The sequence below is a fragment of the Natronospira elongata genome, from assembly GCF_034931365.1.
Classification (GTDB): Bacteria; Pseudomonadota; Gammaproteobacteria; order Natronospirales; family Natronospiraceae; genus Natronospira; species Natronospira elongata.
The window spans coordinates 1-25,531 of sequence record NZ_JAYGII010000004.1; the positions used below are offsets into that span (position 1 = coordinate 1).

Genomic DNA, 25,531 nt, shown 5'->3' on the forward strand with positions numbered 1-25,531 from the left:
CACAGCATCATCGAGTCCCGCGAACCCTTTCATCTGCTGGAAAATCGCAATGTCCACCGAGATGGGCACGAAGTGGTACTGGAAACCAGCGGCACCCCGGTTTTTGACGAGGAAGGTCATTTCCGTGGCTACCGGGGAATTGACCGCGATATCACCGAGCGCAAGCGGCTGGAGGAAGCGCTACGCGCCCTGGCATTGCTGAGTGGCAAGGAAACCGAAGAGACATTCTTCCAGCTTACTGTCAGAAACCTCTCCAAGGCTCTGGGGCTTCACCTGGCCGTACTGATTCGCGAAGAGGGTGAGGGAGATTCGCCCAGCGTGTGCGCTTTCCATGATGAGCTTGGCGAACTCCGTGCACCGGCCATACCGGAACAGATAATCGCCCGCCTGAGCGCCGAGGCAAGGCTGATTCTGCGGGAAAACGCAGCCGACGATCTCAGCCAGGATCCCCTGGTTAAGGCATTGGGAGCCACGAGTGTATTGGCAACCACCATCCGCCACAGTAGCGGAAGCCGCTGGGGGTGGCTGATCTGCCTTGACCGCAAGCCGATATCCCAGACCCGGGCATCTCGGGCCGAGCCTGTCCTGGATGTCTTCGCTTCCCGGATTACCCTGGAGTTGGACCGAAACCAGGCCCATGCCGACTTGAGCTGGGAAGCCAGTCACGACGCCCTCACCGGGCTGCTGAATCGACGCGCCTTTGACGATCAGCTAAGGATCGTCACCACTCAGGCACCGGAGCCAGGGCGAACCCATGCCCTGATCTACATGGACCTGGACCAATTCAAGGTTGTTAACGACACCTGTGGCCATATGGCCGGGGATGAGCTTCTGCGTCAGCTCTCCCGTGCCATGAACCGACGCCTGCGCAAGACCGACCTTCTTGCTCGCCTGGGGGGGGATGAGTTCGGCCTGCTGCTGGCGAATTGCCCGGTGGAGCGCAGCATGGAGATTGCCGAAGGCCTGTTGGAAACCGTGCGGGCCTTCCAGTTCAGCTGGGAAGGGCGAGCCTTTTCCGTGGGCGCCAGTATCGGCATTGCCCATACGCGTGAGTCGAACCTGGAACATGACAGTCTGCTGGCACAGGCGGACCTGGCTTGCTACGCGGCCAAGGACCTTGGCCGAAACCGGATCCAGGTCTATCAAAGCGATAATGCGCATATCCAGGCCCGACACGGGGAGATGGGCTGGGTCCCGCGACTGGACCGGGCCCTGGCGGAAGACCGCTTCGAATTGTTCGGCCAATGGATCGTGCCGGTTCAGGCTGACAGCAGCCGCCTTCCCAGCCTGGAAATCCTGCTCAGACTCCGGGATGAGAACGGCGACCTGGTGTCACCCGCTCAATTCATTCCGGCGGCGGAACGCTACAATCTCATGAGTCGCATCGATCGACATGTCATTGATCAGGTCTTGCTACGGGCCAGTCGCATGCCCAGCCACCTTCGTCCGCGTCGCTGGTCGATCAATCTCTCCGGCACATCCCTGGGCGACGGCACTCTGGCGGGCTTTATTGAATCCCGTTTTCAGGCCCACGGTGTGGACCCCGCCTGGTTTTGTTTCGAGATCACCGAGACCGCGGCCATCAGCAATTTCGAGGAAGCCCAGGGGCTGTGCCAGCGCTTGAGAAAGCTGGGGGCTCGAGTGGGTCTGGATGATTTCGGCAGCGGCCTCTCGTCCTTCGCCTATCTTCGCCAGATCCAACTGGATGCCATGAAGATCGATGGCAGCTTCGTGCGGCATGTGGCTGAAGACCCGGTGGCACGCAGTATGGTTCAGGCCATGCACCAGGTGGGCAAGGCCATGCGACTGGATACAGTTGCCGAGTTCGTGGAAGACCATCAGACCCTGCTGGTCCTGCGTGACATCGGCATCGACCTCGCGCAGGGTTTTGCCCTGCACCGCCCCCAGCCACTGGATTCCCTCGACCTACCGCCGACTCCGACGGATGACGGAAGCTACCAGTGACGCCCGGGGCGCCAGCCCCACCAGACCATCAGGATCAAGCCGAACACCATCCCCCCCAGGTGGGCAAAGTGGGCGATATTGGCCATGGTACCGGTCAGCCCCGCCAACAGGGAGAAGACACCAAACACGACCACGAACCACTTGGCCTTCATGGGAATGGGGGGAATCAGCAGCACGATGCGCTGGTTGGGGAACAGCAGACCAAAGGCCAGGAGAATGCCGAAGACGCCCCCCGATGCACCAACCGTCGGGTAGACAGTGCCTTCCGCTGCCGCAGCGGTCGCCACCAGCAGCTGAACCAGTGAGGCACCAATCACACAGAAGAAATAGTAGAACAGGAAGCGGCCGGAGCCCCAGACATTCTCGATCTGAACCCCGAACATCCACAAAGCCAGCATATTGACGAAGAGGTGGAAATACCCCCCGTGCAGAAAGGCCGATGAGACCAGCTGCCAGGGCTGAAAGTTGGGTGTGTTGGCGCCCCATAGCGCAAAGTTATCCAACATCCACCGAAAATCGCTGAGCTGCAGCATGAATACGATGATGCAAGCTGCCAACAAGCCGGTCACCACCGGCGGAAAATTGGACCAACGAGCGGGGCTGACGGACATGGGGCGCGATCCTCTTGTATGCTGTATGACCTGCCGCCTACGCTATCGCCGACGTCGGCCATCCGCAAGGAAAAACCAGTGAGCCGGCCTCTGCCGAGGTTTCTTGGGAAAGGACATGATCATGATGCGCAAGTTCACGCAGCTATTCACGCTCGCCTTTGTTGCCACCGTTGCCTCGGACCCGTTGGCCCATGCCAAAGCAACAGACTCTCTGACGGGACTGGAGGAGTACATCCAGGACGGCATGGCGGACTGGGAAATTCCCGGGCTTGCCATTGCCATTGTCCATGAGGACGAGGTGATCTTCAGCCGTGGCTTCGGCACCCTGCGCCTTGGCGAGAACATCCCGGTCGATGAGCACACCCTGTTCGGGGTCGCCTCCACCACTAAAGCCATGACCGCTGCCGCATTGGCCATGCTGGTGGATGAGGGCAAGCTAGACTGGGATGACCGGGTGATTGATCACATGCCCGAGTTTCGCCTTTCCGATCCCTGGGTCACGCAGGAGGTGCGGGTGAGGGATCTTCTCACTCACCGGGTCGGGGTAGGAAGAATGACCGGCAACCGCCTGCAGTTCATGAACGAGGCGCCCCGGGAAAAGATAATCCACCAGATGCGCTACCACGAGTTCGAGCAGCCCTTCCGCTCAAACTATGTCTACTCCAATGTCATGTACTCCGTTGCCGGTGAACTGATTCCCGCCATTACCGGAAAGAGCTGGGATCAATTCATCGCTGAACGCCTGTTTGCGCCCCTGGGCATGGATCGCAGCAATACCAGTATCACCCAGTTGGACGGAAACAATAATGCCTGGCCGCACCAGGAAATCCGCGGTGACGTGGTGGAAATCCCCCGCCGGAATTTCGACAACGTGGGCCCCTCCGCCTCGGTGAACAGCAGCGTCCACGACATGGCTCAATGGATGCGCCTGCAACTGGGTGAGCCGGGCGTATTCGAAGGTGAGCGACTGATCAGCGAAACCCAGATGCGCGAGACTCATCAGCCACAGATCGCCACGGGTCGTGATGACCATGCCTCGCCCATACGGGCCTATGGCCTGGGTTGGAGCCTGGGAGAGCATCGCGGTTACAGCATTGCCCAGCATGGCGGCGCCACTGATGGCATGAACACCCAGCTATTGCTGGTGCCCAAGCTGGATCTTGGGGTGGTGGTGGTCAGCAACCTGTTCAACAACTTCCGTCTGGCCCTGGCCAAGGAAGTCGTTGACCGGATTGCCGGCCTTGAGTCCAAGGACTGGCACGAATACTACCGTGACCGTTACCTGGCCCGCTTCGAGGAAGCCAGGAAGGAACGGGAACGCATCCACTCGGCACGCCAGGAAAGTACCCGGCCATCGGTAGACCTAAGCGACTTCGAGGGGAAGTATTTTGACCCCCTGTACCAGACCGTGGAGGTCTTCTCCCCGGGCGATGGACGTCTGGCCCTGCGTTTCTGGGACAGCGACGAACACATCGCGGACCTGGAGCACTGGCATCACGATACCTTCAGGGCTCATTGGCGCAATCCCGCCCGACGGGAGAAATTTGTCCATTTCACCCTGGACGAGGATGGAGACCCCGACACCCTGAAGGTGAATTTCACCCTCCGTCCGGCGGTGCTGCAGGTAGGGCTTTATCCCAGCGGCTACCAGAGAAAGGTCCGCTTTGAGCGCCAGCAATGAATGAGCATGTAATGGCCCATCCCGGGCCATTACATCGCTTTTTTGCTGCTGATAGTCTCACTATTGATTGTCTAGCCAGACGGCGATGGCCGCACCCCAGCACGACATGGACGCCCGGTGCCAACTTGATCAGTCAGGTAGTCCCGGGCAAGCCCGACTAATCGGCGAGTTCGAGAAATTCGCTGCGCAGGAACTCGCCATGCCGATAAAGGCTGTCGTAGAGGCGGCGCGTATTGTCCTCCTGGTCACCGTCCCAGTCGGCGGGTGAAGCAAACAGCTCACTGCCACCATAGCCTTCCCCGGCGCCCACCATGAAGCGACTGATCGCCCGAATGTAGTGCCGCTGATCGAGCACTGTCCCATCCTCATAATCCAGACGGGCCACGACGATTCCCTCCGGCATCTGCCATTCCAGGGCCTCAAGTATCTGCTGATCGACAAAGACCGCCAGCTCATCCGCCAGATCGGGCTTCAGGCGACGCATCATGCGAGCCGTCCCCTCACGCTCGCGATCAAAGGAAAATCCGGCGACCAGGTGGGCGATCAAATCCCAATGGGCGGCAACATCGACTTCGCCGCTGGCCGCCTCCGCGCCGGATTCGGTGAATGTCACCTGAGCCGGTAAACCCCAGTCACGGGCCAATGGCAAGACCTGTTCCAGCACCCTGACAGCACGTCTGAACAATAGCTCGGCTTGTTCCCGCTCCTCATCGCCGCCAAACAGATAAAGAACCTCGTAGAGCCCCTTATGCCCTCGCATCAGACTGCCCACGGTTGCCAATGACCAGGTCTGGTCACCGAAATCATAGAAGCCCCGATCCTCGTCCCAGCGTGCATCCAACTGCTCGGCCGCGGCACTGGCAATATCCAGCAATTCTTCCGGGCCACGGCCGAGCCAACCACGCAATCTTTCTTCAGACAGGCCGCCCATATCATCCGCGCCGCCGGGCTTCTGCCAGCGAACCCAGGCATAAGAAAGGGTGGTGAAAACGGCGAGGCCGTCCATCATGCTGTCGGCACTGACGGTTTCCTCCGGATCACCCAGGTGAAAGACGCCATCGCGGTAGTGTTCATCCATGACATGGCGGGTGATACCGGTGAGCAAGGGCAAGGCCATGCGTGTGATGGCGTCGCGAACATCGCCATCCTCAAACCAGCTCTCCCGGTGGTGCATATGATAGAGATAGCTGCCCCAAACCTGGTCCCTCAAGACCACATCACCGTGGGCGCGCCAGTCCCCCTCCTCCCAGACGGCCTCCGGGCGGGCGGCCAGACCGTCAGCGTAGCGCATCTGCACGTCGCGGAAGAGCCGCAGCCACAAGCGGGCTTGTTCATCCATGAAATCCTGATCCAACTCGGGGCGATAGGCCTCATGCCCCATCTCGCTGCTGCGGGCCCTGGCACCATGCATGAAGATGGCATGCAGGGCATCGCTGTCATCCCTGAAACGCGGCCTGTCCGGCCGCTCCGGTGCCTTGCCGGGCTTCACCGCCGAGGGTAGAAGAAAGCCCCGCTCATCGGCTGGCTCCGGCTCCGGCTGTTGCGCCTCGGAGGGTGACGGCTGCGCTTCGTCCAGGTCATCGTCATTCTCACAGGCCGACAACAGGAGGGAGAAGCAGAGCAATAGCCCCACGATGGCATGGACAGTCGGGTTTGCTTCTCTTAATCTGATCGCCATGACCAAGCTTGCCTCCATATCCGAAGTCGAAGATGCCGTCGCCGGTGCCGAGCGGGCCCTGGAGCGCCTCAACGAGATCATCCTCGGCAAAGACCAGGCGATCCGTCTCGCCCTGAGCTGCCTGCTCGCGGGCGGCCATTTACTGATCGAGGATATTCCCGGTGTTGGCAAAACCACCCTTGCCCACGCCATGGCCCGTTGTCTGGGTCTGAGCTACCAACGGATTCAGTTTACCAGCGACCTGCTGCCGGCCGATATTCTGGGTGCCTCCGTCTTCGACCGGGAACGCGGTGACATGGTATTCAGGCCGGGGCCCATCTTTGCACAGATGATTCTTGCCGACGAGGTCAATCGGGCAACACCCAAGACCCAGAGTGCCCTGCTGGAGGCCATGGAAGAACATCAGGTCACGACTGAAACCGAAACCCGCCCACTACCCCGTCCTTTCTTCGTCATCGCGACCCAAAACCCGCTGCAACAGGTGGGCACTTTCCCGTTACCGGAATCCCAATTGGATCGTTTCCTGATGCGGATTCATCTGGGCTATCCGGATCCTCGCGCGGAACGCGCCTTGCTGATGGGGCGGGAACGGCGAGAGTTGCTGGCAGAACTGGAACCCGTGCTGAGAGCCGATGATCTCAGCGCCTTGCGGGTTCATGTGGACAATGTGCACGTCTCTGAACCCCTGCTGGATTACCTCCAGGATCTGGTGAAAGCCAGCCGCCAGGCACCGGAACTCATTGACGGCCTGTCTCCACGGGGCGCCCTGGCCCTTCGCCAGGCGGCTCAGGCCTGGGCCTTGCTGCATCGACGCCGGGGCGTGGAACCAGAGGATCTGCAGGTGGTATTCCCGGCGGTTGCCGGCCACAGAATGGTGCCGCGACCGGAGTACCGAGACCGGGTTGATCAGGTCATAGACAGGCTGTTGACTGAAACAGTCATCCGCTGACCCGTGCGCCTGGCCCTGCCTCGTCCTGTCCAATTGCTACGCCGCCTGGCCCGCCAGTGGGCCTACCGTCGCCAGGGCCCGGACACTTCGCCCCTGCTGCTCCATCGTCGTCGCATCTATATCCTGCCCACCCGCCTGGGCATGGGCCTGCTCGTGGTAATCGCGGCCATCATTCTGGCAGCGATGAATTACGCCAACAGCATGGGCTTCTTTCTCGGCTTCAGTCTGGCAGGGCTGGCACTGGTCTCCATGTATCACGCTCATCGCGGTCTCAATGGCCTTGTGGTGAAAGTCGGGCAGCCGGGCGAGGGATTCGTCGACGAAGCCCAGCGGCTCACGGTCGATTTGGAGAGTCGCGACCGCATTCACCGCCATGATCTGCTGCTCACCGATAGCGACGGCAACTGGCTGGATGTCACCGACCTGCCAGCCATGTCCAGCGCAACCCTTGGATACCCGATCACACCCGAGCAACGCGGCCCCATCCGGGTCCGCCGCTTTGGTCTCGCCTGCCAGTATCCCTTCGGCCTGTTCCAGGCCTGGTGCTGGCTGGATCTGCCGCTGGAAGGCCTGGCCTGGCCCCGGCCTCTGGATCATCCCCTGCAGCACGCCCGCCACCCCGACGGTGAGGGAAAGCAACAGGAGGAGAAAGGCAGCGAAGACTTCAGCCGCCTGCGCGGCTATGTCAGTGGCGACCCGATCCGCCGCATGGCCTGGCGCCACTATCTCAATCGCGGTGAACTGGTCATCAAGGAGTTCGCCAGCCCCAGCGGGGAAAGCACGATCTGGTTTGACTGGGACCAGGCCGGACCGGGCGATACCGAGACCCGACTGGGCCGTCTCTGTCACTGGATTCTCCAGGCCGAACTGAACAATCGGCCCTGGGGTCTGCGCCTGCCTGATCAAACCATCGAGCCGGGCCAGGGCAGCGAGCAAAGCCGTCGGGCCTTGAACGCCCTGGCTCGCTTCGGGCTTGAGGGTGAGCGCCATGCCTGAGAAAAGCCTGAGAGAAGCCGATCTGCGTCTGCTGGCTCTGGGCCTGCTCGCCACACTGCTGCCGGTGGTGGGAACACTCCCTCTCTGGACGCTGGTACTGGCGGTGTTGTTCGGCCTCTGGCGCCTGGCCGCCGGCTGGCGCGGCCTCAGGCACGTACCGCTGGGCTGGCTGCGCCTGCCGCTGGGGCTGGGCTGCTTTGCCGGCATCTATCTGCAATTTGGCAGCTTCAACGGCGTGGAACCGGGTACCGCTCTATTGTCTCTGATGCTGGGCCTCAAGCTGCTGGAAACCTGGAAACCCCGGGATGGCTTCATTCTGGTTCTGCTGGCCTACGTTCTCCTGCTCGCCGTCTTTCTCAACAATCAGGAACTGCCCGCCGTGCTGTGGCTGCTGCCGGTGGCCGGCTTCCAGACCACGGTCTTTCTGCGCCTTACCCGCCTGAAAGACCCGGGCCCGCTGAAACCCAGCCTCCGCACGGCGGGGGTCTTGCTGGCTCAGGCACTGCCCGTGGCAATACTCCTGTTTGTCCTCTTCCCCCGCGTTCCGGGCCCTCTATGGGGGACGCCGACACCGGAACCTCGGGCGGTCACCGGATTATCCGACCGCATGAGCCCCGGCTCTGTCAGTGAACTCGCCCAGTCCAATGCCCTGGCCTTCCGGGTCAGCTTTCCCGGTGAGCAGGAACCGGCCCGCGGCCAACTCTATTGGCGCGGCCCCGTCTTCCATGAATTTGATGGTCAGGAATGGCGCCAGGGCCGACTGCCCGACCGTGAACCCACCCTGCTGCCCCTGGGCGAGCCCATCGAACAGGAAATCACCCTGGAGGCCCACGGCCAGGACTGGCTCATCGCCCTGGAGATGGTGGATGGCGAGCTTCCCGAGGACAGTCAGCGCCGCGCTGACATGCAGTTGGTGGCGGATGAGCGAATCAGTGACCGCCTCCGTTACCGCGTCCACTCATGGCCGGATTACAGTCTCGATCCGGAACTGCCGGAGCAATGGCAGGACTACCTCACCCGCCTGCCGGATAACAGCAATCCCCGGACCCGAGAACTGGCAGAGCAATGGTGGGCGGAGAGTGACGCTGACGAGGCAACCATGATCCAAAGGGCGCTGGATCATTTCGGCCAGGAGGATTTCTTTTATACCCTGGAGCCCCCGCTGTTGGGCCGGCACGCCATGGACGAGTTTCTCTTTGAAAGCCGGCGCGGCTTTTGTGAGCATTATGCCGCCGCCTTCACCATCATGATGCGGGCGGCCGGCATTCCGGCAAGAGTGGTCACCGGCTATGTGGGCGCCGATTTCAATCACCTGGCCGGTCACTATCGGGTGCTGCAATCAAACGCCCATGCCTGGAGCGAGGTCTGGATCGAAGGCGAAGGCTGGCGCCGGGTGGATCCCACCAATGCCATTGACCCCTCACGGGTGGAAACGACCGTGGGCGGGCTTGCCGGGCTGGAGGAAGAGGAATTCGACAGAGGCCTGTCCTGGAGCCAGTTCGCCTTCCAGATGGAGCTCCTCTGGGACACCATCCAGGTCCGCTGGGAAGGCTGGTTTCTCGCCTACGGCCCGGAAAGACAACAAAACTTCCTGGAGCGACTCGGTCTGCCTGGTCGGGATGCCGTGAAACTGGCGGTGATCATGGTGCTCGCCGTCGCCGGCGCCCTGCTCATCCTGTGGATCGCCCTCTCCCTGCGCCAGCGCCCCCCACGACCCAGTGACCCCCTGGAACGGGCCTGGCTGCGCTTCCAGGGCCGCATGGCCCGGGCCGGCTACTCCCGGCGGGCTGGTGAAGGACCGGCGACCTGGCTCGCCCGTCTGGAACAGGAGCAGCCGGCCCTGGCCCGGGAATTGCGCCCCCTGCTTCAGGCCTTCCGCCGGGCGCGCTATGCCGGCGCCACCGCCCAGTTGCACCGCATCCAGGCAAAACTGCGACGATTCCCCACCCGCCGCCTGCGCCGCCTGGGTCGCGCCTGAAATCGCGCCTGAGATCGCGCCAGTTTCAGCCAGACGTGCTAGCAGACCGGATCTCGACGGGTATCAGGCAGCCAGGTGGTCACGGGTGGCGCGGAATTCGATCTCGGGATTGCGTTCCATGGCCAGATCAAGATTGACCCGCGTCGGGGCGATATAGACCAGGGCGCCGGAATGGTCGATGGCGAGATTGTCCTCGGCGCGACGACGGAAACGTTCCAGCTCACGTTCGTCTTCGCTGTAAGTCCAGCGGGCAGTGGCTACATTGATCGCTTCGAATTTGCAGTCCACGCCGTACTCCGTGCGCAGACGTTCAGCGACCACGTCGAATTGAAGCTGCCCCACCGCACCCAGAATCAGATCGTTGTTGCGCAAGGGGCGGAATAACTGTGTGGCCCCTTCCTCACACAACTGATCCAGCCCCTTCTGCAGCTGCTTCATGCGCAAGGGGTCGGCCAGCACGGCACGGCGGAACAGTTCCGGAGCAAAGTTGGGGATGCCGGTGAACTGAAGTTCCTCGCCTTCGGTAAAGGTATCACCGATTCTGATCGTGCCATGGTTGTGGAGGCCAATGATGTCACCGGCCCAGGCTTCCTCGGCTTGCTCCCGTTCGGATGCCATGAAGGTCAGGGCCTTGCTGATTTTCACATCCTTGCCAATGCGCACATGACGAAGTTTCATGCCCGGTCGAAACTGGCCTGAGCAGATACGCATGAAGGCAACACGATCACGATGGGCCGGGTCCATATTGGCCTGGACCTTGAACACGAATCCGGTCAGCTTCTCCTCGCCCGGATCGACTTCGCGAACCGTGGTATTAGCCGGTCGGGGAGCCGGTGCGGTTCGAACAAAGCTTTCCAGTAATTCCTGCACCCCAAAGTTGGCAATGGCGGAACCGAAGAACACCGGGGTGAGACGTCCGGACAGATAGGCGTCCAGATCGAACGCGGGACTGGCCTCTCGAACCAGCTCCACTTCATCCGCATAGTCGTCGGCATCGTCACCCAGGAACTCGCGCGCCTCAGGGGAAGCCAGGCCGTCGATGCTGCGGTGAACACCGCGGGCACCCCCCTTGGCCTCCTCGTAGATATAGATGCGGTCTTCCAGCAGATGGTAGATGCCCTTCAGGCGCTTGCCCATGCCGATCGGCCAGGTGACCGGGGTGCACTGAATCCCCAGAACCCGCTCCACTTCATCCATCAGTTCCATGGGATCCCGACCTTCCCGGTCGAGCTTGTTGATGAAGGTGTAAATCGGCGTATCCCGCAGACGACAGACTTCCATCAGCTTGATGGTGCGCTCCTCCACACCCTTGGCGCAGTCAATCACCATCATCGCCGAGTCCACTGCGGTCAGGGTGCGATAGGTGTCTTCCGAAAAGTCGGCGTGGCCCGGGGTATCAAGCAGATTGACGATATGATCGTCAAAGGGAAACTGCATCACCGAGGAGGTCACGGAGATGCCGCGCTCCTTTTCCATGGCCATCCAGTCGGAGGTGGCGTGGCGCGCGGATTTGCGGCCCTTGACCGTGCCGGCGAGCTGGATCGCGCCGCCGAACAGCAACAGCTTCTCGGTGAGGGTGGTCTTACCCGCATCGGGGTGGGAAATGATGGCAAAGGTGCGCCGGCGCTGGTATTGCTGACTCATGAGACGGGGGTCCGGGTTTCTTCAGGGTAAACCGGGCATTTTATCAGTTTTGAACCAACCGCGAGGAGGAATCAGTCCAGCGTCCTGGCCAGTACCAGGGCGTCCTCGCGCACCCCCGAATGGTCCGGATAATAGCCGCGACGGAGGCCAATTTCCTCAAACCCCAGGGAATCGTATAGCTGACGGGCCGCGCTGTTCGAGGGCCTGACCTCGAGAATCATGCGGCTGGCACCGGCTCCCCGGGCATGACCCATGACATGTTGCATCATTCTTCGCCCCAGACCCAGCTTCTGCCAGGCAGGATCAATGCAGATATTGAGTACATGAGACTCCCCGGCAGCCACCGAAACGATGGCATGGCCGGCAATGACCCCACCGGCCTCCATTACCCAACATTGGTAACCGGCCCGCAGGCAATCGCGGAACACACCCACAGGCCAGGGAAAGGAATAAGCCCGACTCTCGACCTCGTGGACACGCTCAAGGTCCGTCGTCCGCATGGGCCGAACCTGCCGCGAGGCCTCGGGGCGCCGGACCGAACTCATTGCCCCGCCTCCAGGGTACGCCGCGCCAGGCGCAGGTCGGCCCAGGCCTTGCGTTTCTCCAGGGGCGATCTCAGCAGATAGGCCGGATGGTAGGTGACCACCGCGGGTATGGCGAATCCCGGCAAACGATGGAGCTGGGAGCGCAAACGCCCCACTGGGGCATTGCTACCCAGCAGTGTCTGGGCGGACACCCGTCCCACCAGCAAAATCAGGCGCGGACGAATCAGTTCAATCTGGCGCCGCAGATAAGGCAGACAGGCCTCGATCTCCTCAGCGACGGGATCACGATTCCCCGGTGGCCGGGATTTGATGATATTGGCGATGTAGACCGTCTTTCGGGAATGTCCGATGGCCGCCAGCATGGCATCCAGCAGCTGCCCGGCCCGCCCCACAAAGGGTTCGCCTCGACGGTCTTCCTCGGCCCCCGGGGCCTCTCCAATCACCAGCAGCTCCGCTTCGCGATTGCCGACACCAAATACGCCCTGGGTTCTGCTCTCGTGCAGCGGACAACGCCTGCAGCTCTCGACCTGCTGAATCAAGGTCTCCCAGTCGGCGCCAAGCGGCTCATTCGATACCGGTGCTGCGTCCGCCTCCGGGGCACTGACTGCTTCCGCCTGCTCCGTAGTCTCGCCATCCCGACGGCGCCAGGCAGTCAGCCCCATGGCAGCGAGATAGGCTTGACGGCGAGCGTCACTGACCACCATCACCCTCCCGACGCCGCAAGCGACGCCGACGGCGCCACAGCGCGAGCACAGGGCCGGAGAAGGCATAGGCAAAGAAACCGGCAAACAGTACCTGGGAGGGCGCCAAGGCAACGAGAATGAAAAAGGCCGGAATCAGGATGACGTAGGTGAATGGCACGCGCCCGCCAGTGATATCCAGGTCCTTGAAGCTGTAGTAGCTGAAATTACTCACCATCAGCGCCCCGGAGACAACGGCCAGGCCGTAGACAAAAGGCAGGGTGTAGGCGTTATGGAGGTCCAGCCCAGCCAGCAGCCAGGTGCAAAAGGCCACGCAGGCGGCGGCCGAGGGGCTGGGCAGGCCCTGGAAATAACGGTGGTCGGCCCCCGCCATCCGGGTATTGAAACGGGCCAGGCGAAGCGCCGCTGCCACGGCAAAGAAGAAGGCCACCAGCCAGCTCAACTGGCTCCACCACCACCAGGGTTCCTCGCCCAGGACACCCATGCCCCAGTTGTAGACGATCATTGCCGGGGCCAGCCCGAATGAGACAAGATCCGAGAGACTGTCATACTCCCGGCCGAACTCACTTTCGGTCCCGGTCAGGCGGGCGACTCGCCCGTCCACCCCATCGAGCAACATGGCCACCAGCACGGCAACGCCGGCCGACCGGAAGTCGCCGTTCATGGCCGAGATCATGGCAAAGAACCCGGCGAACATGGCCGCCGTGGTAAACAGATTGGGCAGCAGGTAGATGCCCCGCCGCCGAATGGCACCACTTCGGGCTGATCGCTTCTTGCCGCGCTTGGCCACCGCGCACTCCCTCAGGTCTCTGAACTTCAAATGGTGCCACGAGCAGTGGGTGGGAGGAAACTCAGCCCCCGAAAACAGCGCCCGCTGACCGGGCCCGACTCAGTCATGAACGAGTGTGGCGAGCATATCGCTCCCGGCGTGGACCCGGTCCCCGACACGGACCTGAACGCTGATCTTGCCGTGACAATGGACCCGGGCCAGCCGTGCCCAACGACGGTATCCAAAGCGCTGGCCCTGTCCCAGTCGTTCACCGGTCTTGACGAAGGCCACCGGCCGGGCCCAGTAAGGGCTTGAACGGCCGATCAATTCAGTAACCACATCATCCTGTTCATCGGTCTGCAGCCAGAGACCCCGTTCCGGGCCCTCAGTGAGCCCACGCAGTCCCATGACCTTGCCTTCCACCGGAGCCCGAATGGACCAGGCGCCAAAGGCCGCCACCTCAATCTCGATCACCGTGCCGGGTTGGCCGCCACTGCGCGCATCAACCTCCACAGACAGAACCCGGCCATCCACCGGGCTGACCACCGCCAGGGGCGAAGAGGGAATCTGCCGCGGTGGATCCCGGAACAGCGCCAGCACGACAAGCAGCAGGACCAGGGCCGGTAATGCCAGCCAGGGCAGAGAGAAGGCAGCTGCCAGGGCGCTGACGGCGAGCAGGGCAATGACCAACCACCAGCCTTCACCGGCCAAGAGACCCGATTCACGCGCCATCACTGTTTCCCCGCAGCCAGGGCATCCGCGCTCGCATGCGCTCACCCACGGATTCGATCAGTTGCTCGCCGGCCTGCTTGCGCCCGGACTCAAGCGTGGGAAACCCCGCTGCCAGCTCAGTCTGCAACAGACGATCAAATTCCCCGGAGCGGATTTCCTCCAGAGCCTGACGCATGGCCTCTCGGGAGGCATCCCCGATGATGCGTGGTCCCTGGCGCATGGCCCCGAAATCAGCGACTTCCGAGATGGAGGCGCGCATGTCGGCAATACCCCGGGAATGAATCAAATCAGCGATGAGCTTGACCTCATGGAGGCAGCAAAAATAAGCCACCTCCGGCTGATAGCCCGCGTCGACAAGCGTCTCGAAGGCGGCCCGAATGAGTTCGGTCAGGCCACCCACCAGCACGGCCTGCTCGGCAAACAGATCGGTCTCGGTCTCTTCGGCGAAGCTGGTCTCCATCACGCCGGCCCGTCCGTGACCACCGGCGCCCGCATAGGCCAGGGCCCGCGGCCAGGCCTGGCCACTGCCATCCTGGGCTACAGCCACCAGGGCCGGCACACCGGCGCCACGTTCAAACGTGGCCCGAACCTGCTCACCGATCCCCAGCGGCGCAACCATGATCACATCCAGGTCCTCACGCGGCCGCAGGTGGCCGTGATGAATGCTATAGCCATGGGCAAAGAGCAAAGCGGCACCGGGGCGCAGACGGGAAGCCAGCACGTCCTCGTAGAGCTCCGGCTGTGCGGTGTCCGGGACCAGCATGACGGCCACATCCGCCCAATCCGCGGCCGCCTCAAGATCCAGCACCGCAAGCCCGTCAGCCTCCGCCTGCCGGCGGCGGCTGGATCCGGCTCGCAAGGCCACTCGGACATTCATCCCGGCATCACGAAGATTGCGGGCCTGGGCCCGACCCTGGGCACCATAGCCAAAAACGGCGATGGCACTGGATGCCAGGGGACCGCGATCAAGATCGGCGTCATACCAGCTTCGCATGCTCTTGGCTCCGGAGAGGAATAGTGGCAGATGGCGGCGTAAGCTACTGTGCGGCGGGCAGGGATTCAAGCCCGGCCTGTCCTGCGGGTCGACAAACCCGTTAAAATGACGGTTTTACAACTCCACAATACTGAAGGGGCCCCGATGCGCGTTTCCCAGTTCCCACTGTTCACGCACAAGGAAGTACCTGCCGATGCCGAGATTGTTTCCCACCAGCTGATGCTGCGGGCCGGCATGATCCGCAAACTGGCTTCCGGTCTTTACACCTGGATGCCATTCGGTCTGAGGGTGCTGCGCAAGGTGGAAACCGTCGTGCGCGAGGAAATGAATCGTGCCGGGGCGCTGGAACTGATCATGCCGGCGGTCCAGCCGGCCGAACTGTGGCAGGAATCCGGCCGATGGAAGCACTATGGTCCGGAGTTGCTGCGCCTGAAGGACCGCCATGAGCGGGAATTCTGCTTTGGCCCCACTCACGAAGAGGTGATCACCGACATCGCCCGCCGGGAACTCAAGAGCTACCGCCAGCTACCGGTCAACTTCTACCAGATCCAGACCAAGTTCCGCGATGAGATCCGGCCTCGCTTCGGCGTCATGCGGGCGCGGGAATTCCTGATGAAGGACGCCTACTCCTTCCATACCAGCGAAAGCTCCCTCGCCGAGGGCTACCAGGCGATGTTCGAGGCCTATACCCGGATATTCCAGCGCCTGGGGCTCCGCTTTCGCTCCGTGGAGGCCGACAGTGGCAGTATCGGCGGCAGCGTCTCCCGGGAGTTTCACGTCCTGGCCGATTCCGGCGAAGACGAAATTCTCTCTGCCGATCAGGGCGACTACGCGGCCAATACCGAACTGGCCAGCAGCCCCGGCCCCACCATTGAGAAACAGTCTCCGCAGGCAGCAGAGAAGCGCGACACCCCGGATACGGACACGGTGGAGGCGCAGGCGCGCCTGCTGGCATTGCCGCTGGACAGGATCGTCAAGAGTGTCGTCGTCATGGCCGACGATACACCCGCTGTCCTGTTCGTGGCCGGTGATGATGAGTTGAACCTGGTCAAGGCGGCCCGCGCCCTGGGCGCCGAGGACATCCGCCTGGCCACCACCGGGGAAGCCGAATCCGCCACCGGTGTACCCAAGGGCTTCATCGGTCCCATGGGACTGCCCGAAGAGCTCAGGGTACTGGTGGACGAGCGGGCAGCCACGGCCACCAACTTTTCCTCCGGTGCCAATGAGAAGGACCGCCACTGGATCAATCTCAACTGGGACCGGGACGTGGCCCTGCCGGAAGTGGCGGACCTGCGCCTGGCACGGGCGGGTGAACCCGCTCCGGAGGGTCAGGGCAAGCTCTGCTCCAGTCGGGGTATCGAGGTAGGTCACATCTTCCAGCTGGGGCGCAAATACAGCGAGGCCATGAACGCCACGGTGCTGGATGAGTCGGGACGTGATCAGCCGATGTACATGGGCTGCTACGGCATCGGCGTAAGTCGAATCGTGGCCGCCGCCATAGAACAGAACCACGATGAACAGGGCATTATCTGGCCCGCCCCCATCGCTCCCTTCCAACTGGTCATCATCGGGATCGGCATGGATCGCTCCGAGCGCGTCCGCCAGGCGGCCGAGTCCCTGCATGATCAGCTTGAAGCGGCGGGTGTGGAGATCCTGCTGGATGACCGCGATGCCCGCCCCGGGGTGAAGTTTGCCGATGCCGAACTGATTGGCATCCCCCACCGGGTGGTCATCGGTGATCGAGGACTGGACAAGGGCAAACTGGAATACCGGGCGCGGGGGGCCGAGAAGTCCGAGGAATTGGACTATGATGGGGTTGTGGACTCACTGCTGGACATCGTCGGTTGATGAATCCTGTCGCCAAGTTTCTGCTGCCCGCATTGATCTGCCTCGCTGGCCAGACTGCCCTGGCCGATGAAGCAGAGGATTCGGTCGACCCGGACCTTCGGGATGCCCTCAAGGAGGCGGTAGAACAGAGCAACAGCTTCAATGATCGCTTTGAAGCCGAAGTCTGGCTAATGGATATGTCCAGTCGCCTGGAGCGCTGGGTGCCGGACCGGGACAAGCGCCTGCGCATACTCCGAAAGGTCCATGCCGAGGCCCGCATGGCCGATCTGGAGCCGGAGCTGGTACTGGCGGTGATTCACGTGGAGAGCCGCTTTGATCGCTTTGCCATCTCGCGGGTCGGAGCACGCGGCATGATGCAGATCATGCCCTTCTGGCTGGAGGAAATCGGCCGGCCAGAGGACAATTTGTTCGACCTGCAAACCAACCTTCGCTATGGCGTTACCATCCTGCGCTACTACCTGGACAAGGAAAACGGCAATCTGAGCCGAGCCCTTGCCCGCTATAACGGCAGCCTCGGCAGTATGCGCTACCCCAGCCTTGTCTACACGGCCCTGGCCGAGCACTGGTATCGGGATTGAGCTACGAGCTACGAGCTACGAGCTACGAATGCAGCGTGAATGTTGGCTTGTAATTGTCAACTAAGATGTGATCTTGAAGCCGTCGGCGATGTCGCCGACATAATCATCGGTATCGACCGCGTTGACCTCGGCGGCCGGCGGGCCCTTCCAGAGCCAGGATTCCAGCTTCTCCAGCGCATCAGCATCACCATGGGCCACCACTTCGACCCGGCCGTCGGGCAGGTTTCTGGCCCAGCCGGATACGCCCAGGCTATCGGCCTCGGCGCGGGTACTGGCCCGGAAGAACACGCCCTGGACCTTGCCGGACACCAGAAAACGGCGCTTGACAGTCTCGCTCATCATCGACCTCCGTGAAGAAAACCTCCCCGCTCAACCTTTGGAGGATACAAGGCCGACCCGGTTCTGGCCCAGGGCCAGGACAACAGTTCCCCCAAAAGAAAGGGCCCCGTTCGGGGCCCTCTCCGTCTGACGCGTTGTCAGGTTCCGATCAACGATCACCGGACTCGCGCAGATAGCGACGGTCGGAGTCCTCGACCCGGCCAATTTCCCACGCGCCGCGAGTCCGGGCATGCTCAATGGCGTGGTCACGGGCACTCTCGGTCGGGTGCTTGTAGATCGTGAATTCCTGATCCGGGAAGATCAGATCAGCGTCGTCGATCTTGTCGCTGTTGGCGCGATAGATCAGCGGCCACTGGTAGGGGTCGCCATAGACGTCGTCCTTGCCGGAGATGCGCCACAGGCTATCACCGCGACGGACACGATAGCTCATCGTGGCCGCTTCGAGCTCGGACACCAGGGCACGGGCGTGTTCATAGGCATCGCGATAGTTACCGGCATCCTGAGCGTTCCGGGCATCACGCAGACGGCTGCGCTGATCAGCGGTCAGGTTGGTGAAGGTACCGGCCTTGTCCAGATACCCGCCACTCTTCTCGGCGTAGCAATCGTCGATGGTGGACTGGGCGACTTCGGCAGCACGCTCAGCCAGGCGCTGGGCCTCCTCAAATTCCCCGTCAGCTTCGGCTGCTTCAGCACGGCTGAGATAGTCACCGGCATTACCGGTGTCCGTGCAGGGCTCTTCGGCAGCGGCCATAACCGAGCGGGCGTTGTCGATAGCCTGGCGAGCCATGTCACGAGCTTCCTCGTCGATCTCCGGCTCGTCCGGGGCAGTCTGACAACCCACCGCCAGACCAGCGGCGAGCGCCAGGACAATGGCATGTTTACGGGACAGCTTGGTCATGTCGGGCAACTCCTGAGTGCGATTGTTATTCTGTCGGAACAACCTGTTAATGAATTGTATGGTGAAAAGCTAGCACTGTGCATTTTTTCAAGTCAAGAAGAGCGATGCCTTAGGCACCCCGAAGCACGCTTTGTTCAGCCCAATCCTGGCAGCTGCTTGAGCCCAAATCTCCGGGGCAATATTATGCCCTAAATCAGAAACCTAGCAGTGGCATTATGAACGGTCAAGACATTGTTTCATACTATTTTTTTGGGAGTCAGAGAGATGTCGGTAACGATTTACCATAACCCGCGCTGTTCCAAGTCCAGGGCGACGCTGACGCTGATCAAGGAAGCGGGATTCGACCCTGAGATCATCGAATACATGAAGACGCCGCCTGCGGTGGAAACGCTGCGGGAGCTGCTGAAACTTCTGAAAATGGAGCCAGGGCAATTGATCCGCCGCAACGAATCCGTCTTCAAGGAGATGAATCTGGCCTCTGCTGATGAGCAAGCACTGCTTGAGGCCATGAGCCGCGAACCGCGATTGATTCAGCGACCGATTGTCGTCCGCGGTTCCCGGGCAAAGCTTGGGCGGCCACCTGAAGACGTGATGGAGCTGCTGAAGTGAGCCTTCCCGTCCGAATCCTCGTGCTCTATTACAGCCGCCACGGTGCGGTGGCAAACCTGGCCAGGCAGATTGCGCGGGGGGTGGAATCGGTCTCTGGTGCAGAAGCCGTGGTCCGCACGGTTCCGCCGGTGTCACCCAATACCGAAGCCAGCGAACCGGCCGTTCCGCCCCAGGGGCCACCCTACGCCAGCCTGGATGAGCTTGCTCAATGTGACGGCCTGGCCCTGGGCTCGCCCACCCGATTCGGCGCCATGGCCGCCCCGCTAAAATACTTCCTTGACGGCAGCGCCGGGCTTTGGCTGAAGGGTGCCCTGGTGGACAAGCCTGCCTGCGTCTTTACATCCACCGGCAGTCTCCACGGTGGGCAGGAAACCACCCTCACCAGCATGATGCTGCCTCTGCTGCATCACGGCATGGTCATCGCCGGTATCCCCTACACTGAGTCAGCACTGAATGAGACACGCAGTGGTGGCACCCCGTACGGGGCCAGCCATTTCGCGGGTGCCGATGGACAGCAGAGCCAGTCCGCGGAAGAGAGTGAGCTGGCACAGGCTCAGGGAGCCCGACTGGCGCAACTGGCCATCAAGCTCAAGGGAGAGAAACGATCATGATCAGTCTTCGCCGTGCGCGCATGAGCTGCGCCATCAGCGCCCTGCTCGTCTCCCTGACCTGGGGCCTGGGATACAGCCTGTTCCATCCCTCGGAAGAACTGGGGCCCTGGCTGGCCATTGCCGGCAGTCTGCCGCCGCTTCTGTTTGCCGTCGGCGTGTTACAGGGGAAGGTCCTGCCCACTGCCTTGCTGGGCTTCTTCGCCCTGTTCTACATGGCCCATGGCTTTACCGAATTGATGGCCAATCCGGAAGTCCGGGGACTGGCCACGGCATTGTCGCTTTTCTCGCTCGCCCTTTTCCTCACTGCCGGACACAGCCTGCGGGTTCAAAGCCGCCAGCCGAGGGAATAGGCCCCCTCTGTACTGAGGTCCCCTGGCTTCTTACGTCTTTAGGTATCGTCCAGGACCTGGCGCAGGAATGGGATGGTCAGGCCACGCTGGGCGGTGAGGGACAGGTGATCGAGGCGATCCGCCAGCCGGGTCAGGGAATGCATGTCCCGGCGGACACGCCGCATGAGCCAGCGAGCGCTGTCGTCTGGAAGACTCAGACCGCGGCGAGCCAACCGCAACCTGAGTGCCTCGCCGAGATCATCGTCATCCAAAGGCTCAAGGCGATAGACCGGCCCGGCGGCCAGGCGGGAGGCAAGGTCCGGCAAACACAGATCGAGACTGGCCGGGGGCTCGTCCGCCGCGAAAACCAGTTGCCCCCCGGCCTCGCGCATGTCCTCGTAGAGCCGAAACAGGGCCCTTTCCCAGGCCATCTCGCCCGCCACCGACTGAAGGTCGTCCAGGCAAACCACATCAAAGCCGGCCCAACCGGCCAGCAACTCCGGATCCCGCATCTCGGGGCGGGACAGGGGCAGATAGGCAACCTGGCGACCCATGGCGCTGGCGGCGTGGGACACCCCTTGAAGCAGATGGGTCTTGCCTGTGGCCGAGGCCCCGGCCAGGTAGAGATTGCTCTGCCAGCGCCCTTCCGCCAGGGCATTGGCAGTGGCCAGGGCTTCGGCATTGGGCCCGGGAAGAAAATCGTCGAGACGGGTTTCCAGGGACAACTCGATCCCCAGCGGGAGCTGGCCACCACCCAAGGCCAAACCATCCACCATCAGCTTCGGCTCCGACTCGCCTGTCGGAGCTGTCGGATCCAGTCCTGGAGGTAATCCAGGCCGCTGGCAACCACGGACAGCGTTGCAACGGCAACGGCGCCCGCCATCAGCGAGGGGGCCAGTAGCTGCCACTGAGCGTCGGCGATGACCAGCAGCACGAAGCAGATCTGCACCGCCGTATTGATCTTGCTGGTCAAGAAGGGCCGAACCTCGAATTCCGCCAGGCGGTGGCGGTTATACCAGGCACCCAGCACGATCCAGAGATCGCGGACGAACACCAGCGCCACCAGCCACAAGGGCACCAGCCCCTTGTAACCGAGGGTGATGAAAATGGCCGCCATCAGCAACTTGTCCGCAGCGGCGTCGAGCACGGCACCGAGCCGGGATGTCCAGCCAAAACGCTTGGCCAGCCAGCCGTCCACCCCATCGGACACGCCAGCAACGGCAAACAGACAAAGGGTGAGGAAATAGGCCTCGTCCAGCAGAAACAGCACGGTGGGGACAATCAGCACCAGCCGGAAGCTGCTGAGGGCATTGGGCAGCCAGTGCCATTTCATGGGCGCACCCGATAGGTCGGCAGGGCATCACCGGGACGCAGCTCCACCATGGCGTCCCCGCGCCCATCCACCCCGGTGGGGTCAATGCGGACCAGGCGATCACCCAGTTCAATCGCCTGTTCCAGGGACTGACGACCACCACGAGCGTGAATACGAAATACGGCCGTGTCCTCTTCCAGGGATTCCAGACGGACCCGCTCCACGGGGGTCAGCCCTTGCAGATGACGCTCAACCCTGACGTAATCTTCCAGCTCGGCCAACCCCCGAATACGTAGGCGAATTTCATCGTCACTGCCAATATCGCCATCCACGGCAAAGCGCCTGGCGAGGCGATCGGCCAGCTCATGGACACCATCCTCGAGTGCCTCATCTCCGAGCGAGACCCCGCCCTGCCATCGGGTCACGCCATCCGGCTGGTACAGGGCCCAGCGGGAGCGCCAGAGATCACCACCCACATTCTCGACACGACCAATCAGAATGGCATTGGGACTGTACCGCCCGGACGCCTCGAGGATGCGATCATCGAAACCGCCCCAGACATCGGCAAAATCCACGGTTCGGCGGTCTTCCAGGTCCATGATGGGAAACAGCAGGGGCAAGCCCCGGTCATTGGCTGCCTGTACAAGGGCCGGGGCCTCGCGGCCAACATCGCCCTCGGTCAGCAGATCGCGGTCACCCCCGTCCCGGCGGGCAAGCCAGACCAGTACCCGAGGTCGCTCCCGCCCCCACAGCGGCACGCCCTGCTCGCGAACCCGGCGGTCGATACTGTCCGGATCAAAGCGGGCCCAGAGGCTGAACTCACCGTTATCGCCACTTTCGATACGAAAACGCTCCACCAGCTGCTCAAGCTCGTCCACGACGGGTTCCAGCGGCGGATGATCCTTGGGATCTCGAAATCCAGTCACGCGGGACAGGACACGCAGGCCGGCCTCTCGAATCCCGGCCTGGCGACTGGCGTCGCTGCGGTCAGGCACCTCCACCCGTGCCTCATAGAGGGCATCGCCGCTGACCCCCGGTTCGGCCGCGAGGCTGGCCAAGAAGGGTATCCACAGGAGAATGATCAGGAACAGGGCGCCACGCCGGGCAAAAATCGAGCAATTCATCAAGCTGCCAGCCATCCCGCTGAGTTCGTTATCCCCGATGCCCGGCCCATGCCGAGCGTCCACAACACCATGAGCTCGCCCCAGGAACGAGTAATCCGCATCCGGTCCATGCTTTCGTGCTCGTGTACAATACCACAGCCGTCGCGAGGCTCCGACACCGGACTGGCGCGGCACTGGAAACGTCTCCGGCTCCCAAGCCGGAATCCCGCAACCTGCTTCGGAATCTGTCATGAGCAGCAAGGACTCCCTCACCTATCGTGACGCGGGCGTCGATATCGATGCCGGCAATGAACTCGTCCGTCGAATCGGTCCGGCGGTGGCGGCCACCCGCCGGCCTGGCATGATCACCGGCCTGGGCGGCTTCGGTGGTCTGTTCGAGCTTCCCAGTGGCTACCGTCAGCCGGTACTGGTATCGGGTACTGACGGCGTGGGCACCAAATTGCGACTGGCATTGGACCTCAACCGCCATGACACGGTTGGCATCGACCTGGTTGCCATGTGTGTCAACGATATCGTGGTGCTTGGGGCCGAGCCGCTGTTCTTTCTGGATTATTACGCCACCGGCCGCCTGGATGTGGACGTGGCCGCGGATGTGGTCCGCGGCATAGCCCGTGGCTGTGAGCTGGCCGGGGCGGGCCTGATTGGCGGTGAGACCGCTGAAATGCCCGGCATGTACGGAGACGGCGACTACGACCTGGCCGGCTTCACGGTCGGCGTGGTGGAGAAGGACCAGATCATCGACGGCAGCCGCATTGGCGACGGTGACCGGGTCCTGGGCCTGGCCTCCTCCGGGGTGCACTCCAACGGCTATTCCCTGGTGCGCAAGATTCTGGCGCGGGAGAGTGATCCCGACCAGGTCAAGATCGGGGAGCAGAGCCTGAGCGAGGCCTTGCTGGCGCCGACCCGCATCTACGTCAAGTCCCTGCTCGACCTGTTCGAGCAGTGCACCGTCGGCGGAGTCGCCCACATCACCGGCGGTGGCCTGACGGAAAACATCCCGCGGATACTGCCGGAAGGGCTGGGGGTAGAAATCGACCCGCAAAGCTGGTCTCTCCCGCCGCTGTTCCAGTGGCTGCAGGAAAAAGGCGCCGTGGAGACGGCCGAAATGCGGCGCACCTTCAATTGCGGCATCGGCATGGTGGTGATCGTCCCCGAGGCAGAAGCCGAGAAAGCCACAGCCTGTCTCGAAGCAGCGGGTGAAACGGTCTTCAGTATCGGCCGCGTCGGCCGGGGCATTGAGGGCGTCCAATACCGGTGAGTGTCCAGGCAGGCAAAGACTTCCCCGTGGCGGTCATGCTGTCCGGGGCCGGCACCACCCTGGAGGCGATCCTCAAGGCTAACGCCGACGGCCTCTGCAGGGCCAGGCCGACCCTGGTACTCAGTGACCGCCAGAAGGCCCGTGGCCTGAAAGTGGCCCAAGCGGCCGGCATCCCGGCCCGGGCACTGCCACGGCGAGACTTCCAGGACCAGGCCGCCCACGAAGGGGCGCTGGCCGAGGCCATTGATGCCAGCCAGGCTCATTGGGTCGTTCTGGCCGGCTATATGCGAATACTCGGCGGCGACTTCGTCCGCGCCTTCGCGGGGCGAATGCTCAACACCCATCCTTCCCTGCTCCCCGCCCACCGGGGACTCAACACCTACCAGCGGGCACTGGATGCCAATGACACAATGCATGGCTGCAGCGTGCACTTTGTCACCGAAGACCTGGACGGGGGGCCGGTGATTGCCCAGGCCGAGGTGCCCATCCAGCGCCGGGACACCGCGGCGGAACTTGAGCAGCGTACACGGGCCAGAGAACGTAGACTGTATCCCATGGTCCTGGAGCTGGTGGCCGATGGGCGGATCGGACTCGATGGCAGTCAGCCTACGTTTGATGGCAAGGTACTGGAGCGACCACTGCGCCTGCCCTGGAATGGAGAGGAGTTGGAATGAAAAGGATTGTCGGCGTCATCTTGCTGGCCGCCCTGGTGTTGGCGGTGCCCCCCCTCGATGGCAAGGAGCGTGGTTTCACTGCCGAGTACCGGGCCTATTACGGCTCCATGCGCGGTGCCAGCACGGTCTTCACCCTGGAACGCTGGAACGATGATGAATGGCTGTGGCAATCACGCAGCGAACCGGCCGGCGTCGTCTCCATGTTTCGTGATGACATCATTACCGAGCGCTCCCGCTTCCGGGTTGTCGAAAACGGCATTCAAGCGCTGGATTACCGCTATCACCACCGTGAAGGGGGCGACACTCGCCGGCAGCGGCATCTGGCCTTCGACCTGAATGATGGCATCGTCCGTTTCAACGACGATGGTGACCGGGGTGAACTGGAGGTGCCCGCCCACAGCCTGGATCGCTTCCTGGCACAGTACGTGCTGATGCGGTCCCTGGCCAATGATGAGCGGCCCGAAGGCTTCCATATCGTGGACCGCGACCGGCAATTCGAGCAGGCACTGGACTATGCCGGCGAGGAACGCATCCGCACCCGCGCCGGACGCTTCGACACGGTCCGGGTGGACCTCAAGGACGCAGACTCCGAACGTGTTCTCAGCCTCTGGATGGCACCCGAGCTGGACTACCTTCCCGTCAAGCTGGAACAAAGCGAGCCGGGCGAACGCACCGTGCGCATGGAGCTGGAAAGCAGCGATCGCTGAT

Annotated in this window: 26 protein-coding genes; 13 read left to right on the forward strand and 13 right to left on the reverse strand. The window is 62.4% G+C overall.

Features of this window, described 5'->3' with window-relative positions; genetic code table 11:
• The coding region (locus VCB98_RS02910) for a putative bifunctional diguanylate cyclase/phosphodiesterase (protein WP_346050309.1) at positions 1 to 1,965 on the forward strand (1,965 nt) is incomplete at its 5' end.
• Here the strand turns inward: VCB98_RS02910 and VCB98_RS02915 are convergent.
• The gene (locus tag VCB98_RS02915) at positions 1,956 to 2,576 is read right to left on the reverse strand and encodes a rhomboid family intramembrane serine protease (RefSeq protein ID WP_346050311.1); all 621 of its coding nucleotides are present in this window, start codon (positions 2,574 to 2,576) and stop codon (positions 1,956 to 1,958) included. The two genes, VCB98_RS02910 and VCB98_RS02915, sit on opposite strands and share 10 nt — an antisense overlap.
• Positions 2,577 to 2,697: 121 nt before the next feature.
• On the opposite strand from VCB98_RS02915, the gene VCB98_RS02920 reads away from it, so the two are divergent.
• Positions 2,698 to 4,257, forward strand: a complete 1,560-nt coding sequence (locus VCB98_RS02920) for a serine hydrolase (RefSeq protein WP_346050313.1) — start codon at positions 2,698 to 2,700, stop codon at positions 4,255 to 4,257.
• Between the two features lie 157 nt (positions 4,258 to 4,414).
• Here VCB98_RS02920 and VCB98_RS02925 read toward each other — a convergent pair whose 3' ends face one another.
• A complete protein-coding gene (locus tag VCB98_RS02925) occupies positions 4,415 to 5,935 on the reverse strand; it encodes a hypothetical protein (protein WP_346050315.1) in 1,521 nt (506 codons plus the stop codon).
• Here VCB98_RS02925 and VCB98_RS02930 point away from each other — a divergent pair.
• The 3 genes from VCB98_RS02930 to VCB98_RS02940 are packed head-to-tail and all read left to right on the forward strand — an operon-like array spanning position 5,934 to position 9,858.
• Positions 5,934 to 6,884, forward strand: coding sequence for an AAA family ATPase (locus VCB98_RS02930; protein WP_346050317.1), 951 nt, complete (start codon positions 5,934 to 5,936; stop codon positions 6,882 to 6,884). The two genes, VCB98_RS02925 and VCB98_RS02930, sit on opposite strands and share 2 nt — an antisense overlap.
• Positions 6,885 to 6,887: 3 nt before the next feature.
• Complete coding sequence (locus tag VCB98_RS02935; protein ID WP_346050319.1) at positions 6,888 to 7,880, forward strand: DUF58 domain-containing protein; 993 nt, start codon at positions 6,888 to 6,890, stop codon at positions 7,878 to 7,880.
• The gene (locus VCB98_RS02940; protein ID WP_346050321.1) at positions 7,873 to 9,858 is read left to right on the forward strand and encodes a transglutaminase TgpA family protein; all 1,986 of its coding nucleotides are present in this window, start codon (positions 7,873 to 7,875) and stop codon (positions 9,856 to 9,858) included. Before VCB98_RS02935 ends, VCB98_RS02940 begins: the two co-directional genes overlap by 8 nt.
• 63 nt (positions 9,859 to 9,921) lie before the next feature.
• On the opposite strand, the gene VCB98_RS02945 is transcribed toward VCB98_RS02940, so the two are convergent.
• The 6 genes from VCB98_RS02945 to ilvC form a co-directional block, all read right to left on the reverse strand.
• A complete protein-coding gene (locus VCB98_RS02945; RefSeq protein ID WP_346050323.1) occupies positions 9,922 to 11,502 on the reverse strand; it encodes a peptide chain release factor 3 in 1,581 nt (526 codons plus the stop codon).
• 71 nt (positions 11,503 to 11,573) lie between these two features.
• On the reverse strand, positions 11,574 to 12,047 hold the full coding sequence (rimI, locus tag VCB98_RS02950; protein ID WP_346050325.1) for a ribosomal protein S18-alanine N-acetyltransferase: 474 nt from the start codon (positions 12,045 to 12,047) through the stop codon (positions 11,574 to 11,576).
• Entirely contained in the window at positions 12,044 to 12,751 is a 708-nt protein-coding gene (locus VCB98_RS02955) for a uracil-DNA glycosylase (RefSeq protein WP_346050327.1), read from the reverse strand. The genes rimI and VCB98_RS02955 overlap by 4 nt, the downstream gene beginning before the upstream one ends.
• Positions 12,738 to 13,538 (reverse strand): CDP-diacylglycerol--serine O-phosphatidyltransferase, encoded by an 801-nt coding sequence (gene pssA / locus VCB98_RS02960; protein WP_346050329.1) that lies wholly within the window; start codon positions 13,536 to 13,538, stop codon positions 12,738 to 12,740. Before pssA ends, VCB98_RS02955 begins: the two co-directional genes overlap by 14 nt.
• 99 nt (positions 13,539 to 13,637) lie before the next feature.
• Complete coding sequence (locus VCB98_RS02965; protein ID WP_346050331.1) at positions 13,638 to 14,249, reverse strand: phosphatidylserine decarboxylase; 612 nt, start codon at positions 14,247 to 14,249, stop codon at positions 13,638 to 13,640.
• Positions 14,239 to 15,243: a ketol-acid reductoisomerase gene (ilvC, locus tag VCB98_RS02970; RefSeq protein WP_346050333.1), complete on the reverse strand. Its 1,005-nt coding sequence runs from the start codon at positions 15,241 to 15,243 to the stop codon at positions 14,239 to 14,241. Before ilvC ends, VCB98_RS02965 begins: the two co-directional genes overlap by 11 nt.
• 144 nt (positions 15,244 to 15,387) lie before the next feature.
• On the opposite strand from ilvC, the gene VCB98_RS02975 reads away from it, so the two are divergent.
• Together VCB98_RS02975 and VCB98_RS02980 are read left to right on the forward strand one after the other, a co-directional pair.
• On the forward strand, positions 15,388 to 17,091 hold the full coding sequence (locus VCB98_RS02975; protein ID WP_346050335.1) for a proline--tRNA ligase: 1,704 nt from the start codon (positions 15,388 to 15,390) through the stop codon (positions 17,089 to 17,091).
• Positions 17,091 to 17,669, forward strand: coding sequence for a lytic transglycosylase domain-containing protein (locus VCB98_RS02980; RefSeq protein WP_346050337.1), 579 nt, complete (start codon positions 17,091 to 17,093; stop codon positions 17,667 to 17,669). Before VCB98_RS02975 ends, VCB98_RS02980 begins: the two co-directional genes overlap by 1 nt.
• Positions 17,670 to 17,729: 60 nt before the next feature.
• Here the strand turns inward: VCB98_RS02980 and VCB98_RS02985 are convergent, their stop codons facing one another.
• Both VCB98_RS02985 and VCB98_RS02990 read right to left on the reverse strand, forming a co-directional pair.
• On the reverse strand, positions 17,730 to 18,008 hold the full coding sequence (locus VCB98_RS02985; protein ID WP_346050339.1) for an acylphosphatase: 279 nt from the start codon (positions 18,006 to 18,008) through the stop codon (positions 17,730 to 17,732).
• Between the two features lie 148 nt (positions 18,009 to 18,156).
• Entirely contained in the window at positions 18,157 to 18,906 is a 750-nt protein-coding gene (locus VCB98_RS02990; RefSeq protein WP_346050341.1) for a LysM peptidoglycan-binding domain-containing protein, read from the reverse strand.
• A 264-nt stretch (positions 18,907 to 19,170) separates the two neighbouring features.
• Here VCB98_RS02990 and arsC point away from each other — a divergent pair, with 264 nt between their 5' ends.
• From arsC to VCB98_RS03005, 3 genes are read left to right on the forward strand one after another with little or no spacing between them, the layout of a single operon-like run.
• Entirely contained in the window at positions 19,171 to 19,515 is a 345-nt protein-coding gene (arsC, locus tag VCB98_RS02995) for an arsenate reductase (glutaredoxin) (protein ID WP_346050343.1), read from the forward strand.
• Complete coding sequence (gene wrbA / locus VCB98_RS03000) at positions 19,512 to 20,126, forward strand: NAD(P)H:quinone oxidoreductase (RefSeq protein WP_346050345.1); 615 nt, start codon at positions 19,512 to 19,514, stop codon at positions 20,124 to 20,126. Before arsC ends, wrbA begins: the two co-directional genes overlap by 4 nt.
• Positions 20,123 to 20,476, forward strand: a complete 354-nt coding sequence (locus VCB98_RS03005; protein ID WP_346050347.1) for a DUF2069 domain-containing protein — start codon at positions 20,123 to 20,125, stop codon at positions 20,474 to 20,476. Before wrbA ends, VCB98_RS03005 begins: the two co-directional genes overlap by 4 nt.
• A gap of 38 nt (positions 20,477 to 20,514) precedes the next feature.
• Here the strand turns inward: VCB98_RS03005 and hda are convergent, their stop codons facing one another.
• From hda to VCB98_RS03020, 3 genes are read right to left on the reverse strand one after another with little or no spacing between them, the layout of a single operon-like run.
• Positions 20,515 to 21,231 (reverse strand): DnaA regulatory inactivator Hda, encoded by a 717-nt coding sequence (gene hda, locus VCB98_RS03010; protein ID WP_346050349.1) that lies wholly within the window; start codon positions 21,229 to 21,231, stop codon positions 20,515 to 20,517.
• Positions 21,231 to 21,788, reverse strand: coding sequence for a CDP-alcohol phosphatidyltransferase family protein (locus tag VCB98_RS03015; protein WP_346050351.1), 558 nt, complete (start codon positions 21,786 to 21,788; stop codon positions 21,231 to 21,233). Before VCB98_RS03015 ends, hda begins: the two co-directional genes overlap by 1 nt.
• Complete coding sequence (locus VCB98_RS03020) at positions 21,785 to 22,891, reverse strand: DUF2066 domain-containing protein (RefSeq protein ID WP_346050353.1); 1,107 nt, start codon at positions 22,889 to 22,891, stop codon at positions 21,785 to 21,787. The genes VCB98_RS03015 and VCB98_RS03020 overlap by 4 nt, the downstream gene beginning before the upstream one ends.
• Positions 22,892 to 23,120: 229 nt before the next feature.
• On the opposite strand from VCB98_RS03020, the gene purM reads away from it, so the two are divergent.
• The 3 genes from purM to VCB98_RS03035 are packed head-to-tail and all read left to right on the forward strand — an operon-like array spanning position 23,121 to position 25,530.
• Positions 23,121 to 24,149 carry a phosphoribosylformylglycinamidine cyclo-ligase gene (gene purM, locus VCB98_RS03025; protein WP_346050355.1) on the forward strand — a complete coding sequence of 343 codons (1,029 nt, stop codon included), beginning with the start codon at positions 23,121 to 23,123 and terminating at the stop codon, positions 24,147 to 24,149.
• Positions 24,146 to 24,823 carry a phosphoribosylglycinamide formyltransferase gene (gene purN / locus VCB98_RS03030; RefSeq protein ID WP_346050357.1) on the forward strand — a complete coding sequence of 226 codons (678 nt, stop codon included), beginning with the start codon at positions 24,146 to 24,148 and terminating at the stop codon, positions 24,821 to 24,823. Before purM ends, purN begins: the two co-directional genes overlap by 4 nt.
• A complete protein-coding gene (locus VCB98_RS03035) occupies positions 24,820 to 25,530 on the forward strand; it encodes a DUF3108 domain-containing protein (protein ID WP_346050359.1) in 711 nt (236 codons plus the stop codon). Before purN ends, VCB98_RS03035 begins: the two co-directional genes overlap by 4 nt.
• The last annotated feature ends 1 nt before the right edge of the window (position 25,531 follow it).

Bases quoted from the DNA above. Each gene is read 5' to 3' on its own strand.
- VCB98_RS02945 (WP_346050323.1), bottom strand. From the start codon at position 11,502: ATGAGTCAGCAATACCAGCGCCGGCGCACCTTTGCCATCATTTCCCAC.
- VCB98_RS03015 (WP_346050351.1), bottom strand. From the start codon at position 21,788: ATGAAATGGCACTGGCTGCCCAATGCCCTCAGCAGCTTCCGGCTGGTG.
- VCB98_RS02980 (WP_346050337.1), top strand. From the start codon at position 17,091: ATGAATCCTGTCGCCAAGTTTCTGCTGCCCGCATTGATCTGCCTCGCT.
- hda (WP_346050349.1), bottom strand. From the start codon at position 21,231: ATGGTGGATGGTTTGGCCTTGGGTGGTGGCCAGCTCCCGCTGGGGATC.
- purM (WP_346050355.1), top strand. From the start codon at position 23,121: ATGAGCAGCAAGGACTCCCTCACCTATCGTGACGCGGGCGTCGATATC.
- VCB98_RS02930 (WP_346050317.1), top strand. From the start codon at position 5,934: ATGACCAAGCTTGCCTCCATATCCGAAGTCGAAGATGCCGTCGCCGGT.
- VCB98_RS02985 (WP_346050339.1), bottom strand. From the start codon at position 18,008: ATGAGCGAGACTGTCAAGCGCCGTTTTCTGGTGTCCGGCAAGGTCCAG.
- VCB98_RS03005 (WP_346050347.1), top strand. From the start codon at position 20,123: ATGATCAGTCTTCGCCGTGCGCGCATGAGCTGCGCCATCAGCGCCCTG.
- VCB98_RS03035 (WP_346050359.1), top strand. From the start codon at position 24,820: ATGAAAAGGATTGTCGGCGTCATCTTGCTGGCCGCCCTGGTGTTGGCG.
- VCB98_RS02940 (WP_346050321.1), top strand. From the start codon at position 7,873: ATGCCTGAGAAAAGCCTGAGAGAAGCCGATCTGCGTCTGCTGGCTCTG.
- VCB98_RS02990 (WP_346050341.1), bottom strand. From the start codon at position 18,906: ATGACCAAGCTGTCCCGTAAACATGCCATTGTCCTGGCGCTCGCCGCT.
- VCB98_RS02955 (WP_346050327.1), bottom strand. From the start codon at position 12,751: ATGGTGGTCAGTGACGCTCGCCGTCAAGCCTATCTCGCTGCCATGGGG.
- rimI (WP_346050325.1), bottom strand. From the start codon at position 12,047: ATGAGTTCGGTCCGGCGCCCCGAGGCCTCGCGGCAGGTTCGGCCCATG.
- VCB98_RS02920 (WP_346050313.1), top strand. From the start codon at position 2,698: ATGATGCGCAAGTTCACGCAGCTATTCACGCTCGCCTTTGTTGCCACC.
- VCB98_RS02915 (WP_346050311.1), bottom strand. From the start codon at position 2,576: ATGTCCGTCAGCCCCGCTCGTTGGTCCAATTTTCCGCCGGTGGTGACC.
- VCB98_RS02965 (WP_346050331.1), bottom strand. From the start codon at position 14,249: ATGGCGCGTGAATCGGGTCTCTTGGCCGGTGAAGGCTGGTGGTTGGTC.
- VCB98_RS02925 (WP_346050315.1), bottom strand. From the start codon at position 5,935: ATGGCGATCAGATTAAGAGAAGCAAACCCGACTGTCCATGCCATCGTG.
- arsC (WP_346050343.1), top strand. From the start codon at position 19,171: ATGTCGGTAACGATTTACCATAACCCGCGCTGTTCCAAGTCCAGGGCG.
- VCB98_RS03020 (WP_346050353.1), bottom strand. From the start codon at position 22,891: ATGAATTGCTCGATTTTTGCCCGGCGTGGCGCCCTGTTCCTGATCATT.
- ilvC (WP_346050333.1), bottom strand. From the start codon at position 15,243: ATGCGAAGCTGGTATGACGCCGATCTTGATCGCGGTCCCCTGGCATCC.
- VCB98_RS02975 (WP_346050335.1), top strand. From the start codon at position 15,388: ATGCGCGTTTCCCAGTTCCCACTGTTCACGCACAAGGAAGTACCTGCC.